We start from the raw sequence: 13,707 nt of genomic DNA on the forward strand, positions 1-13,707 counted from the left end.
TGGAAATATAATAAAAAATCAGGACACGGGGAGAACGTATGAAGAAGCTTCTGATTAGCCTGGCGGTGACCAGCGCGCTTGGGCTGACCGGCTGTGGTGGTGACTCACTGAATGATATCAAACAAGATACGGCGAATAACGACCAGGTTCTGGTTCCTGCCAGCCGTGTGGTGTTTGACCCTACCGCCAGTAAAGTATCTGTGCCGAATGACTTGTTGTTCCAGGGGACAACCGACGGCACTTTAGTGATGCCGGGTGAAGCCGCAGCCACACCTAATTACACAGATCCACAAACCGCATTAGGTGCGCTGGACGGCTGGTCAACCCAGAATCCATTTAGCATCGAACTGGCCTTTGCCGGTGGTGTCAGTCTGGACGCTGCCAGTGCTGCACGCCCTGACTCAGTGCGCCTGGTTGAGGTGTTAATGGGCGACCCTGCTTCGGCTGATGCTTCTTGCCGTACTGTACCGCGTGGCGTAGCTTGTAAAGCCGTTGGCCAACTCACTTTCGGTCAGGATTTTGTCACCAAGGCCGTGGGCAATAATGTCGCGGTGATCCCGTTAAAACCATTAAAACCTGCCACCACTTACATTCTGGTGCTGACAAATAATCTGAAAGATTCTGAAGGCCGCAGTGTGCTGCCATCCACCACCTATGAGCTGGTGAAACAGGATCTGGCAACGATGCCACTGGGTTCTGAAGCGCAACGTGCGTTGCAGGGCGTGATTAACAGTTTCGAAAATGTGGTGTCGACCCAATCTATTGCTAAAGAGTCGATTATTTACACTGCGGCTATCACCACTCAATCCACTGCAAACGTACTGGCCACAGTGAAACAGCTGATGCTGCCAAGCGCACTCAATGGCAATACACCGCCGAAAGTCGTAGTGCAGAATACCGGTAAACTGGTGTCGGATATTTTATTCCCGGGCGCCACTATTCCGGACAATCCGGCTGACCCCCGTTTTGCCTTTAAACTGGCGCAATATTATGCCGGTACTATCGCTCTGCCTTATTACCTGGGGGTTTCTACTGCAGCTGCGCCAACAGGCGCACTGAATACACGCTGGACCGGCCGCTGCGACAGTGGCGCGATGATCGCCGGATTAACAGATGCCCAAAAAGCTGCGCTGGAAGCAGGCATCACCACGCCGGCACAACTGCAGAACGATGCCGTCTGTAAAGGCGCCAGCGGTGGTGCTTTACGCGATTTTGGTATCGATAAACAACGTCACCTGACCAAGTTTAACGTCGTGCCAAAAGTTAATTCAGTGCAGACGCTGCAAGTGCAGATGACAGTCCCTGTTGAAGCATTTGGTCTGAAAAAACCAGCCACAGGCTGGCCTGTAGTGATTTTGCAGCACGGTATTACTGGCTGTAAAGAAAGCATGCTGGCCATCACTGGTGCATTATCATCACAAGGTTTTGCCACAGTCGCTATCGACCATCCACTGCACGGCAGCCGTGGTTTTGATGTGAACGGCGATGGCAAAAAAGATGTTACCGCATCTGGTGCTTATTGTCAGGAATCTGGCAATGCCACAGTGTATATGAACCTGGCGGATATGCTGGTCACCCGCGACAACCTGCGTCAGAGTATCGCTGACATGCTGGGCCTGCGTTTAGGTCTGAATTTCAACAACACCGCAGGCTTGCTGAATACCCAGGACGTGCAGTTCATCGGTCACTCGTTAGGCGCTATCACTGGTGCCAGCATGGTGGCTCTGGCCAATGCGTCAACCGGCATTCCGACAGCGGATGCCTTATACAAAATTAAAGCCAGCACGCTGGCGATGCCAGGTGGTGCTGTTGCCAATTTCCTGTTGGAATCACCGGAATTCGGTAACACCATTAAATCAGCGGTGATGCTGGGTTCTGCCACTTTGTCACCAGGCTTTAAAGCTTATGTCGATGCACAGAAAGTTTGTGTGGACGCGGCGACTTATGCTGGTTGTGCGGCCCGTTTTGTCGACGGTTATCTGGCTGATTTGACTGCCAAAGGCCAGGTTGCAGCACTAACTGCCATCAGTGCAACTCTGAGCCAGTTTGTGTTTGCTGCTCAGACTATTACTGATGCCGGCGACCCGAACAACTACGCCGCAATGCATGTGGCTGGTAAAACACCAGTGCATATTCTGGAAGTGGTTGGCAACGGTGGCACTAATAAGTCTGACCAGGTGATCCCGAATCAGGCGGTGAACATGCCACTGGGCGGTACTGAACCACTGGCCCGTCTGTTGGGCGCAGCCAGCCTGCCAGCCAAAGCCGGTGCCTATGTGTTAGACCGTCCGTCTATCGCCCGCTTTACTGAAGGCGATCACGCATCGATTCTGAGCCCAACGGCGAGCGCTGCAGCGACCGCAGAAATGCAGCGTCAGACGGTGTCATTCTTCGTTAATCGTGGCGCAGGCATTCAGGTGACGAATGCTGCAGTGTTAAAAGCACAATAATTTTGTTCCTGACGAAAAAACCCGGCGCCGCCGGGTTTTTTTTCGCCTGCTGAACACTATTGTATTTGTAGGTTTAAAGGTGTGTTTTACCACTTCGCCAGTCTTACAGGCGTGACTATGCGGCCTGGGCGCAGACGCGCTAGAATGCAACTAAATCAATCATTTGAGGATCTTCTGTGGAATTTTTACTGGAATACGGCATGTTTTTGGCCAAAACCCTGACCCTCGTGCTGGCAATAGGCGCGGTGATCGTGATGGTTGTGGTCGCCTCGGTGAAACCAAAAGCGCGTAAAGGTGAGCTGTGTTTTGATGATTTGTCGGAAGAGTATCAGCATTTACAGGCCGATTTGCAGCAACAGCTGCTGGATAAAAAAGCTTATAAGCAGTGGCAAAAACAGGCAGAAAAAGCTGAAAAACCGCAGCACCGGCTTTTTGTCATCGACTTTAACGGCAGTATGGATGCACATGAAGTCGATGCGCTGCGTGAGGAAGTGACCGCGGTGCTTGCCGTCGCCAGTAAAGAGGATGCAGTGTTGGTCCGGCTGGAATCGGGTGGTGGGGTGGTGCATGGTTATGGTCTGGGCGCATCGCAGTTAGAGCGGGTGCGACAGAAAAATATCGCACTGACCGTTGCGGTCGACAAGGTTGCCGCGAGCGGTGGTTATATGATGGCCTGTATTGCCGACAAAATTATCGCAGCGCCTTTTGCCATTCTTGGCTCTATCGGTGTGATCGCGCAGTTGCCGAACTTCAATAAATTACTGAAAAAAAATCATATTGAATTTGAACAATTCACCGCCGGTGAATTTAAGCGCACTGTCACTGTGTTTGGCGAAAATACCGAAAAAGGCCGGGAGAAATTTCAGCGTGAACTGGAAGAAACCCATGTGTTGTTTAAGCATTTTGTGCAGCGCCACCGCCAGCAACTGGATATCGACGAAGTGGCCACCGGTGAGCATTGGTTTGGTTATCAGGCACTTGATTTAAAACTGGTCGATGCGCTTTGTACCAGTGACGATTATCTGATCACCCAATTAGCCGAACGTCAGGTGTATAAAGTGCAGTATAGGGTGCGCAAGTCGCTGGCGGAAAAAGCCGGTCTGACCGCAGCAAGCATTGTCAAAAGCAGTCTGCAACAACTGCAGCAATTGACGTTTTGGCGCTAAGATGCAGCAGGATTTCTGGCTGCAATGCTGGCAGCAAAATCAGCTGGGCTGGCAACAGGATGAGGCGCATCCGCTGCTGCGGTCTGCACCGTCAGACTGGTTGAATGCCAGTCCGGTGTTTGTGCCTTTGTGTGGCAAGTCGCCAGATTTATTGTTTTTGGCGCAGCAGGCGCCTGTGGTTGGTGCTGAGTTATCTGAGATCGCCTGTCGGGACTTTTTTACAGAAAATCAGCTGCAGGCAACGCGCGCAGAGGCCGGCGAATTTGTCTGTTACAGTGCTGCCGAGATTAAGCTGTGGCAAGGCGACTTTTTTGCCATGCAGAGTGCACAAGTTGCCGAATGCCGGCGCATTTACGACAGAGCAGCACTGATCGCATTACCGGCACCGATGCGCCGTGACTATGTCAACCAACTGCGGGCTTTAATGCCAACGGCTGATCTGTTGCTGCTGAGCCTGGAGTATCCGGTGGGCGAAAAAAACGGTCCGCCTTTTAGTGTGCCGGCTGAGGAGATCACCCGGTTGTTCGGCTTTGCTGAGGTCACACTGCTGCAGCAACGTGATCTGACCGGACAAGGCTTTGCCAGACGTCGTTTTGACACAACCTACCTGACAGAGACCAGTTGGCGCATCCGGTGGTGATGAGCACATCAGTGCGCTGCGGTACAGCAGGTACTCGAAATAAAAAAGCCGGCAAATGCCGGCTTTTTAGTGATGCAAAGTTCCGTCGGTTTTTTTAACGGCTGACAACGTCAGCTGACCTGACCGGCTTTGGGATCGTTGTAAACAGTTTCGTCAAAGCAGTTTTCACTTTTGCCGACCAGACAGGACACCATCGCATCACCGGTGATATTCACCGCGGTACGGGTCATATCCAGTAATCGGTCCACGCCAATAATCAGCGCAATGCCTTCAACCGGCAGGTTAACCTGTTGCAGCACCATCGCCAGCATGACCAGACCGACGCCCGGCACACCGGCTGTACCTATAGATGCCAGTGTTGCGGTCAGTACAACTAATAAATAGTCGTTGAAAGTCAGGTCAATACCATAAACCTGCGCGATAAATACGGTGGCAACGCCCTGCATAATCGCAGTGCCGTCCATATTAATAGTGGCGCCCAGCGGAATAGTGAATGAGGCAACTTTGTTGTCGACACCGAGTTTTTGCGTGGTCGTGGTCATGTTGCTGGCGATCGTTGCGTTACTGCTGGATGTACTGAATGCGAACAGGGCCGTTTCTTTCATTTTGCTGAAAAACATCAGTGGATTGAGGCGGGCGGCAAAAGCCAGGAATGCGCCGTACACGATAAATCCATGAAACAACAAGACAAAAATAACCAACGCAAAGTATTTGATCAGATTGGCCATATCACCCAGATCCAGAATGGTGAACTGCTTGGCCATCAGGAAAAACACGCCGTAAGGAGAGAAATGCATGACTATACCCACCAGCTTCATCATCGCGGTGTTGATATCTTCAAACATCAGCCGTAAACGTTCACCAGCGTCACCGGATAATGCCAGCGCCACACCAAACAGCACGGCAAACACAATGATCTGCAGCATTTCGCCTTTGGCCATTGCATCAATCGGGTTGCTTGGGAACATATTAATAAAAACCTGAGCGATACCAGGCGCTTCGCCCGGGTTAAAGCTGCTGCTCAGTTGCATATTGACGCCTTCACCAGGTTTTATCAGGGTGGCGAAGAACACAGCGATTGCGATAGCAAGAGCGGTAGTCAGGATATACAGGCTCATCGACTTACTGCCGATCCGCCCCAGCGTTTTGATGTCTTTCAGTGAACTGGTGCCACAGATCAGTGACACGAGCACCAGCGGTACTACCAGCATTTTTAAGCTGGCGATAAAAATCTGTCCGCCGACATGAAAAAAACCATCAATAAATAACGCTTTGATCCCAAAGCTAAATATTCCTGCATCGACCACGCGCTCGGCCTGGCCATCTAACAGAAATTTGAACAGAGTACCGACAAGAATGCCGATAGCCATCGCGAGCAGAATTCGCGTGGTCAGATTGTATTTTGTGTTTGTAGTCATCTGGGCACATGGGTTATAACAGAGTTAAGGACGGCGTAATCTAGCAGTTTCTGAACTAAAAGAAAAATTTGTGCTTTGGCCTCGGTAAATCCTCGCAGCCGCGCGGGTTAATCGGCTAAGCTAGGAAAAGTCATAAATTCTAATGAAAATAGCCAGCTAGGGAGAGTTTTCATGCGAAACATCCGGCAACTTCTCGTTGCGTTTCTGATGAGTGTTGTAGTCGCTTGTGGTGGGGGGGGAACTCTGGACAGTGGTGGTACACCAACAACGCCCGTGATCACACTTGCAGCGACCGTAGAACCATCCAACGTTTTAACTCAAACATCCAATATCACCGTCAAAGTGAAAGTGACATCTACCACTGGCGTGTTGTCTGGTAAGCTGGTGACTTTTACGTTAAGTGACGCTGGGCTTGCTACCTTTAGCAATCAGGCTGGCACGGCACTGACAGATGCGTCCGGTGTGGCAAGTATTCAGCTGTTTGTCGGTGCCAAAAGTGGTGCCGGTACCGTGACAGCAACCTTAGATAGTGGAGAAAAGACCTCCGTAGGCTTCACCTCGGAGGGCAAACTCGATTCGGCGGATATTCTGACGTTGAGTGCAGATTTAGTTGCCGGCAATAACGGTAACGCCAATGCTCCATGTGGTGCCAGAGAAGTGAGTCGCGTCTGTCAGCCACAAGTCAAGGTCAAATTAGTCTCGGCTCAAGGCAAGTCGATGCAAAACCGGCAGTTAAAACTGACTATCCCTGCGACTGATGTCAATAAGGCTTCTTTTAGCGGTGGTGCTGCCACTATCACAGTGTCTCTAGATGCTGCAGGTCAGGGCGCCGCCACTCTTAATGTTGGTACCGAAGCCAATGATGGCCGTGTTGAAGTCACAGTGGTTGATGCTACCGGCGTCAGCCCGGTATTCACTGGATTCAGCTCTAAAGGCGATTATTATTCCGTCACGCTGCTAGCAAATAAATTACAGCTTGGAACCGGCAATGTCGATTTCATCGAACTAACAACGCTGGTCAGGAACCCTGGCAATGTGGTAGTGAAAGGAGCAAAAGTCGAATTCTCCACTGAGAGTCTGAGTAATACCGAACTGCAAATTGATTCCGATATCACTGCAGCCGACGGCACCGCCAAAGCAAAATTAACCAGTAAAAGTGATTTCAAACGCCGCACTGTCAAAGTGCAGTCGTCTGTCGGGAAGCAAATGTCTGAAGCGCTGCTGATTCAGATAGATGGCAACAAAATTGAGATCCAAAAACCCGATTCTGTAGTGCTGGAATCACAATCAGACGTGTTTTTAACCTTGACGGATTCTGCCGGCAATGCGATCCCCAATGCGGCTATTGCGGTCGAGTCGCAACTTGGCAACTTGTTTGCGCTGAGTCCGGCAAGCGCTGCTTCGGTGTTTAACAGCAAGTTCACCGGGACCACAGATGTATCCGGCAAATTAAAGCTTGTAGTCAAAGCAGCAAAAGTTGGTGACGACACTATTACCGTGAGCACATTAAACTCCAGTACTACCAGCCGATTAACTGTGAATGGTGATGCCTTTGCATTTACGCCTGCGTCTCAGACCGCACTGGAAATTGATATTGCCCCGGCCAAAGCAGATAAAAAGCTGGATGTGCTCTGGAGTAGCAATAACACTGCTGTGGTCGGGCAGAATGTGCGGTTTATTTCAAACCGTGGTGTGTTACTGGGGGCTGCAACAGCGACGCCGCAGTTTACCAACCCACAACCGCTAATCGCGTTAACTGACGCCAACGGCGTTGCCAGTGCTTTTGCTTATTCTGAGTTCACCGGATTTGCTTCGGTCGAAGCGACCGCCATCCGGGATGGGAAAAGTATTGCTACGGCGCGGCGTGATATTGAATTTGTCTCATCTGATGCACAAAAAATTGAGGTGCAGGTTGCCCCGGCTCAGGTTGCCATTAGTGAGCGTGCGGCAGTCAGAGCTATCGTTCGCGACAGCAAAAATAACCCGGTAAAAAATAAACGAGTGGTTTTCCAGCTGGATAAATCCAGCGGTGGTGTGATAAATCCGGTCGAAGCCATTACTAACTCACAAGGGGTGGCTGTGACAGAGTTCATTGCAGACCAGACCACAGGAGCAAATACCGGCGCTAATCTGAATATCCGGGCTTATGTGATGGATGTGCCTGCGGTAAGCAATAGCACGCCAGTTGCTGTCGGAAACAGAACCCTGTCATTCCGCTTTGGAACCGGTAATGCGATTTCAAAACCCAATGTGAGTACTTACAGCAAGCAGTTCTCGGTAATTGTGACTGACTCCAGCGGGAACCCGGTACCGAATCAGGCGTTGAATGTTGCAGTGTTGCCGGTCGCGTATAACCACGGTTATTGGCGCAAAGAGCCGTTGGTTGGCACCTTTGTCAATTGGGCGCCAGAAGTGACGAAATCTTGTGTGAGTGAAGATGCCAACAATAACGGTATTTTGGATGCCGGTGAAGATATCAGTGGTGACGGTCAGTTAACGCCATTAAATGTGGCAAAAGTTGAAAAGTCAGTGACGTCTGGCCCTATTACTTCAGATTTATCTGGTGTGGCGACCTTCAATCTGGTTTACCCACAAGATTATGGTGCCTGGACTACAGTCCGAATTATTGTCAGTGGTTTTGCTGACGGCACTGAAAACGTGTCAAGCCGCTTATTTACTTTACCGGTCAGTGCTGAAGATACCGGTGATGAAAAAGTTCAGCCAGTGGCTAACGCATTTGGTTTTGACGGAACTTGCATTGAGCCATAAACTCAGCACTCACTAACTCTGAAAACGGCTCCGGACAGGAGCCGTTTTTATTTGCGCAATACAATACAGTGTTCTCCCGCAGCGATGCAGAAATCAGGGCTATGCAGTTAATTTGAATATGCAGTCATGGCCTTTAGCTGTGTCCTATCGCTGGCAGTTGACAGCGGCACACAGCTCGTTTTAGCTGGTGAATAAAGTGATTTTGCTGCTTGCCTGTATCGTGGTTTTAATTTCAACTAACTGAAAATAAATATAAAAAAATTTATTTAGTTTTGATACTGAAGCTTCGGATGTTGCAGCAATCGCCAATAATGCCAGAGAAACAGCAGAACCGGCAAAAAGCTATATTTGCATAACTATTCGCTATTGAGCGACACGTAACTGAATTATTCGCAGTAAAACTATGGAGTGCCCCATGTCGACATCCACAGAGTTATTTCTCCAAACCGCCAGCCAATGCCTGTGTCCGCCGGGGGATGGCGTTTTTACCGTCAATACGGCAAAAGAGCGCAAAGCATTATTACGGGCCGAATTGTTTGGCGAGACCACAGATGTCCGTGCCGAGTGGCTGGCTGGACTGACGCGTTTCGCTGAGTCACCAGCGCCTGCTGCCATCCTGGGCATCAGCTCAGACTGCGGCGGCGGTATTTTGCGCGGTGCCAACTGGGGGCCGTTGTTTTTACGTCTGGCGTTGTTACAGCAGCAACGCCGCAGTTATCCGGCCGACCTCGGTGATATCCGGGTGATCCCCCATCTGCTGCATGACAAATACCTGAACAGCGAAACTATCACCAACTGTCGCCAGGCGTTGTACCAAAATGCACAGGCAGATTTGCCGGTGAGCCCGTTGTCGTTAACTGAGCAAATAGCCGACTTGTTTTACCAGACCTTTCCGGGTAAAGGCATTTTTGGCATTGGTGGTGACCATTCGGTCAGTTATCCGCTGACCAAAGCCTATTTAAAAGCGCGCCGCGCTGCCGGTATCCGCACTGCGATAATCCATTTTGATGCGCACACTGATTTATTGACCGAGCGGCTTGGCATTGATTTATGTTTTGGCTCCTGGTGTACCCATATCCTCCAATATCTGCCAGCGCCGTCGCATTTGATTCAGTTAGGCATCCGCTCCAGCGGCAAGCCCAAAACGCACTGGGAAAGCACATTTGGTGTGCGCCAGTTCTGGGCCAATGAAATCCGCGAGCAGGGCGCAGCGGCTGTCGCAGCGCAAATCGTGGCACAGTTAAAAGCTGCCGCGGTGGATGAGCTGTACGTCAGTTTTGATATCGATGCGCTGGATGCAGAATATGCTGCGGCGACCGGCACGCCGGAAACCGGTGGCATGACACCGGATGAAGCACAGCAAATTCTGGCCATCTTACGTCGGCATTTCCGGGTTGGCGCTGCCGACATGATGGAGATTGCGCCATTTACCGACAGTACCGGGCAGGGGGCTGTAAGCTCAGCGCAGACGCTTAAAGTTGGCGCTGAACTTTCCGCCGTTTTACTCGACGCTATCTGTCAACATCCGGTCCGTTAAAGGCCGTTTTGTCGCAGTTCCTGGCCGGGAAATGACAAAAATCACGGCCCGACCGCATCGGGCCTGATTTGCCGCCTTTTGTCTGCGCTGCTGGATAAAGCAGCAATCAAGCCACGAAAAACCAGCTGTCGGAGACAATTGTGCAGCTGGCTACTTGTCACAACCTCCGTTTACGGATATACGTTAAAAAGCAAAAAAGACTACTGAATTTTTTAATAGGGACTCCTGCACTCCAATGGCGAAATCTCTGGTCATCGTCGAATCCCCGGCAAAGGCAAAAACTATCAACAAGTACCTGGGTGCTGATTACATCGTAAAAAGCAGCGTCGGGCATATCCGTGATCTGCCTTCCAGCAGTTCCAGGGACAAAACCAAAGCAAGCGACAGTAAACTCAGCAAAGCTGAAAAAGACTATCTGGCGTTGGTGGACCGGATGGGGATAGATCCGGCAAACGGCTGGAAAGCCCGCTATGAAATTCTGGAAGGCAAAGAAAAAGTTGTCCGGGAATTAAAACAATTAGCGGAAAAGGCCGACACTGTTTACCTGGCAACGGACTTGGACCGCGAAGGGGAAGCCATCGCCTGGCACTTGCAGAGTATTATTGGCGGTGACGCCAGCAAGTTTAAACGCGTGGTGTTTAACGAAATCACCAAAAACGCCATTAAAAATGCCTTCACTGAACCTGGTATTGTCAATCAGGACCGCGTGGATGCACAGCAGGCGCGGCGCTTTTTAGACCGCGTCGTCGGTTTTATGGTCTCGCCACTGCTGTGGAAAAAGGTCGCGCGTGGCTTGTCCGCCGGTCGGGTGCAATCAGTGGCCGTGCGGCTGGTGGTCGAGCGCGAGCGCGAGATCAAAGCTTTTGTGCCGGAAGAATACTGGACTGTAGATGCCGACGTGCGTAATCCGCGTCAGGCGCAGCTGCGGCTTGAAGTCGCCCGTCAGGCTGGTAAAGCCTTCCGGCCGGTCAATCAGCAACAAACTGATGCTGCTGTGGCGTTATTACAGCGCGCGGCGTATCAGGTCACTGATCGTGAAGACAAACCTTCAAGTTCCAAACCTCAAGCGCCATTTATCACTTCAACGCTACAACAGGCGGCCAGTACGCGCCTAGGCTACGGCGTGAAAAAAACCATGATGCTGGCACAACGTTTATACGAAGCCGGCTACATCACTTATATGCGTACCGACTCGACGAACTTGTCGGCCGAAGCCGTCGGTGCAGTGCGTGATTTTATCGTGCAGCAGTTCGGTAAAAATTATCTGCCGGCTGAGCCATTAAGTTATGGCAGCAAAGCCAATGCGCAGGAAGCGCACGAAGCGATCCGGCCTTCCGACGTCAATGTGCAGGCCTCAGCTTTGAGTGATATGGAAGTGGACGCCAAGAAGCTGTATGAGCTGATTTGGCGTCAGTTTGTTGCCTGTCAGATGCCACCTGCGCTTTATGACGTCACCAATATCACAGTGCAAGCCGGTGAGTTTGAACTGCGGGCCAAAGGCCGTGTGCTGCGTTTTGATGGCTGGACCCGGGTACAACCGGCACAGAAACGCAAAGACGAAGAAGAAAACGAATTACCGGATGTCAAAGTCGGCGAAGTATTAAGCCTGGAGCAGTTATTACCGGCGCAGCATTTTACCAAACCACCGGCGCGTTACAGCGAAGCCAGTCTGGTGAAAGAGCTGGAAAAACGCGGTATTGGCCGGCCTTCGACTTATGCGGCAATTATCTCCACCATTCAGGAACGCGGTTATGTCAAAGTCGACAATAAACGTTTTTATGCCGAAAAAATGGGTGAGATTGTCACAGACCGGCTGGTTGAGAACTTCAGCGACCTGATGAACTACGACTTTACCGCCAACATGGAGCTGAAGCTTGATGATATCGCCAATGGCGAGGCGGCTTGGCGCAAGGTGCTGGATAACTTCTATGCCGATTTCTCCAAGCGGCTGCAAGTGGCCGAAGGCGACAGTACCGAAGGCGGCATGCGCACCAATCAGTTTGTGCTGACCGACATCGACTGTCCGACCTGTGGCCGTAAAATGGGCATCCGCACCGCCAGTACCGGCGTGTTTTTGGGTTGCTCCGGCTACAACCTGCCGCCAAAAGAACGCTGCACCACCACGATGAACCTGACGCCAGGTGATGAAGCGGTATTAGTTGCAGACGAAGAAGAGCTGGAAACCGAAGTGCTGCGCCACAAAAAGCGCTGCGCCAAATGCGGTACTGCGATGGACCCGTATTTGCTGGATGAGACCCGTAAACTCTATGTCTGCGGTAACAACCCGGGCTGTGACGGTTATCTGGTCGAAAGCGGCGCCTTTAAAATCAAGGGTTATGACGGGCCACTTATCGAATGCGAAAAATGTGGCTCGGACATGCAGTTAAAATCTGGCCGTTTTGGTAAATACTTCGGCTGCACCAATAGCGACTGTAAAAATACCCGTAAACTGCTGCGTAACGGCGAAGCTGCGCCGCCAAAAGAAGACCCGGTGCATTTACCGGAGCTGCGCTGTGAAAAGTCTGATGCATACTTTGTGCTGCGTGATGGTGCTGCTGGTTTGTTCCTGGCCGCGTCAACTTTCCCGAAAAGCCGGGAAACCCGTGCACCGCTCGTCGCTGAGTTGCAACGTTTTAAAGACCGCATGATGCCGAAGTTCCATTATCTGGCGGCGGCACCGGCTCAGGATCCGGCCGGCAACGCAACAATAGTGCGCTGGAGCCGCAAAACCAAGCAGCAGTATGTGATGTCGGAAAAAGACGGCAAAGCAACCGGCTGGATGGCCTGGTATAAAAACGGCCAGTGGGTGGAAGGCAAAGCTGACGCCTGATCCGCAGCTTTAGACAAAACAAAGTCCCGCATGCGGGGCTTTGTTGTTTGTGCGAATGCTGAAGTGATAATAAGACGGGTTAGAGGACTACCATTTTCTTTTCGGCGCGAACAACACATCGAGGTCGTTGTTTTCCTGTTCGGCTTTTTTCTGCCGGTCCCGCAGGTTGCCTTCTTTCAACTCTTCGGCAATTTCTTGCAGGATGCTGTTCATTTCTGAGCGGCGTGACTGCACATATTCATCGACATGGCTGGCGTTGCTGAGTGTCACCAGAGCTTTTTCATAACATTGACGCGCAGAACCCAGCAACTGATTGGCTCTGGCCTGATTGCCACGTTTGATTTGGCTTTCAACATTAATGCGTAGTTGCAGGTTCTCGAGCCGACGGTCTTCCTGGATCACCAGTTGAGTATCAATATTGCCGCGGGCGTGTTCGGCACGCAAAATAGTCCTGAGCTTTTTAATACCCTGGATCATGCTGATAATTTGTTTGTCGTTATCGGGCAGACTGATATTTTCTGAACCGCCCGAACCTTCTTTGGTCAGCTCTGACAAGCGTTTTTCAGTATCGGCCAGCCGGCTTTTTAAATCGCGGGAACCGGGTTCCAGTTCGACCATGGCTTTGAGGGTATAGACGATGCGGGTCAGCAGCATTTGTACTATCCCCGGCGTCAATGGCACGTTGGCGGCGTTCAGCAGGATCTCTTCGGTATCTTCCAGCATGCCCCGCAGTTTACTGAATTCGGCGCGTTTTAACGTGGCCAGTCGTTCTTTGTGCTGCTGCATCGCGCTGGCGACCACAGAGATCACCAATAAGCCAATGAAAAGCACCACAATTACTGTAAAAGCCATCTGAACCTCTGCTTTGGTCTTACCTTCGCATCTTAAACAGAAACG

At 51.1% G+C, this 13,707-nt stretch carries 8 protein-coding genes; 6 read left to right on the forward strand and 2 right to left on the reverse strand.

The window, feature by feature from the left end; translation table 11 throughout:
* Window positions 1-38: 38 nt before the first annotated feature.
* The 3 genes from ABNT34_RS19480 (at window position 39) to ABNT34_RS19490 (ending at window position 4,256) form a co-directional block, all read left to right on the forward strand.
* Window positions 39-2,450 (forward strand): VolA/Pla-1 family phospholipase, encoded by a 2,412-nt coding sequence (locus tag ABNT34_RS19480; RefSeq protein ID WP_348734568.1) that lies wholly within the window; start codon window positions 39-41, stop codon window positions 2,448-2,450.
* A 176-nt stretch (window positions 2,451-2,626) separates the two neighbouring features.
* Window positions 2,627-3,616 carry a protease SohB gene (sohB, locus tag ABNT34_RS19485; RefSeq protein WP_348734569.1) on the forward strand — a complete coding sequence of 330 codons (990 nt, stop codon included), beginning with the start codon at window positions 2,627-2,629 and terminating at the stop codon, window positions 3,614-3,616.
* A gap of 1 nt (window position 3,617) precedes the next feature.
* On the forward strand, window positions 3,618-4,256 hold the full coding sequence (locus ABNT34_RS19490; RefSeq protein ID WP_348734570.1) for a thiopurine S-methyltransferase: 639 nt from the start codon (window positions 3,618-3,620) through the stop codon (window positions 4,254-4,256).
* A 110-nt stretch (window positions 4,257-4,366) separates the two neighbouring features.
* Here ABNT34_RS19490 and ABNT34_RS19495 read toward each other — a convergent pair whose 3' ends face one another.
* Window positions 4,367-5,674 carry a dicarboxylate/amino acid:cation symporter gene (locus ABNT34_RS19495; protein WP_348734571.1) on the reverse strand — a complete coding sequence of 436 codons (1,308 nt, stop codon included), beginning with the start codon at window positions 5,672-5,674 and terminating at the stop codon, window positions 4,367-4,369.
* Window positions 5,675-5,845: 171 nt separating this feature from the next.
* Between ABNT34_RS19495 and ABNT34_RS19500 the strand changes: the two genes are divergently transcribed.
* The 3 genes from ABNT34_RS19500 (at window position 5,846) to topA (ending at window position 12,810) form a co-directional block, all read left to right on the forward strand.
* Complete coding sequence (locus tag ABNT34_RS19500; RefSeq protein WP_348734572.1) at window positions 5,846-8,443, forward strand: hypothetical protein; 2,598 nt, start codon at window positions 5,846-5,848, stop codon at window positions 8,441-8,443.
* A gap of 415 nt (window positions 8,444-8,858) precedes the next feature.
* Complete coding sequence (locus ABNT34_RS19505) at window positions 8,859-9,980, forward strand: arginase family protein (protein WP_348734573.1); 1,122 nt, start codon at window positions 8,859-8,861, stop codon at window positions 9,978-9,980.
* 235 nt (window positions 9,981-10,215) lie between these two features.
* Window positions 10,216-12,810 carry a type I DNA topoisomerase gene (gene topA, locus ABNT34_RS19510; protein WP_348734574.1) on the forward strand — a complete coding sequence of 865 codons (2,595 nt, stop codon included), beginning with the start codon at window positions 10,216-10,218 and terminating at the stop codon, window positions 12,808-12,810.
* Between the two features lie 87 nt (window positions 12,811-12,897).
* On the opposite strand, the gene ABNT34_RS19515 is transcribed toward topA, so the two are convergent.
* The gene (locus ABNT34_RS19515; RefSeq protein WP_348734575.1) at window positions 12,898-13,662 is read right to left on the reverse strand and encodes a hypothetical protein; all 765 of its coding nucleotides are present in this window, start codon (window positions 13,660-13,662) and stop codon (window positions 12,898-12,900) included.
* Window positions 13,663-13,707: the final 45 nt, after the last annotated feature.

Source organism: Rheinheimera texasensis, assembly GCF_964031785.1.
Classification (GTDB): Bacteria; Pseudomonadota; Gammaproteobacteria; order Enterobacterales; family Alteromonadaceae; genus Pararheinheimera; species Pararheinheimera texasensis_A.

What these genes read in the sequence shown, in the direction of transcription:
- ABNT34_RS19480 (WP_348734568.1), top strand. Translation starts at nt 39, where the DNA reads ATGAAGAAGCTTCTGATTAGCCTGGCGGTGACCAGCGCGCTTGGGCTG.
- ABNT34_RS19490 (WP_348734570.1), top strand. Translation starts at nt 3,618, where the DNA reads ATGCAGCAGGATTTCTGGCTGCAATGCTGGCAGCAAAATCAGCTGGGC.
- ABNT34_RS19495 (WP_348734571.1), bottom strand. Translation starts at nt 5,674, where the DNA reads ATGACTACAAACACAAAATACAATCTGACCACGCGAATTCTGCTCGCG.
- ABNT34_RS19500 (WP_348734572.1), top strand. Translation starts at nt 5,846, where the DNA reads ATGCGAAACATCCGGCAACTTCTCGTTGCGTTTCTGATGAGTGTTGTA.
- ABNT34_RS19505 (WP_348734573.1), top strand. Translation starts at nt 8,859, where the DNA reads ATGTCGACATCCACAGAGTTATTTCTCCAAACCGCCAGCCAATGCCTG.
- topA (WP_348734574.1), top strand. Translation starts at nt 10,216, where the DNA reads ATGGCGAAATCTCTGGTCATCGTCGAATCCCCGGCAAAGGCAAAAACT.
- ABNT34_RS19515 (WP_348734575.1), bottom strand. Translation starts at nt 13,662, where the DNA reads ATGGCTTTTACAGTAATTGTGGTGCTTTTCATTGGCTTATTGGTGATC.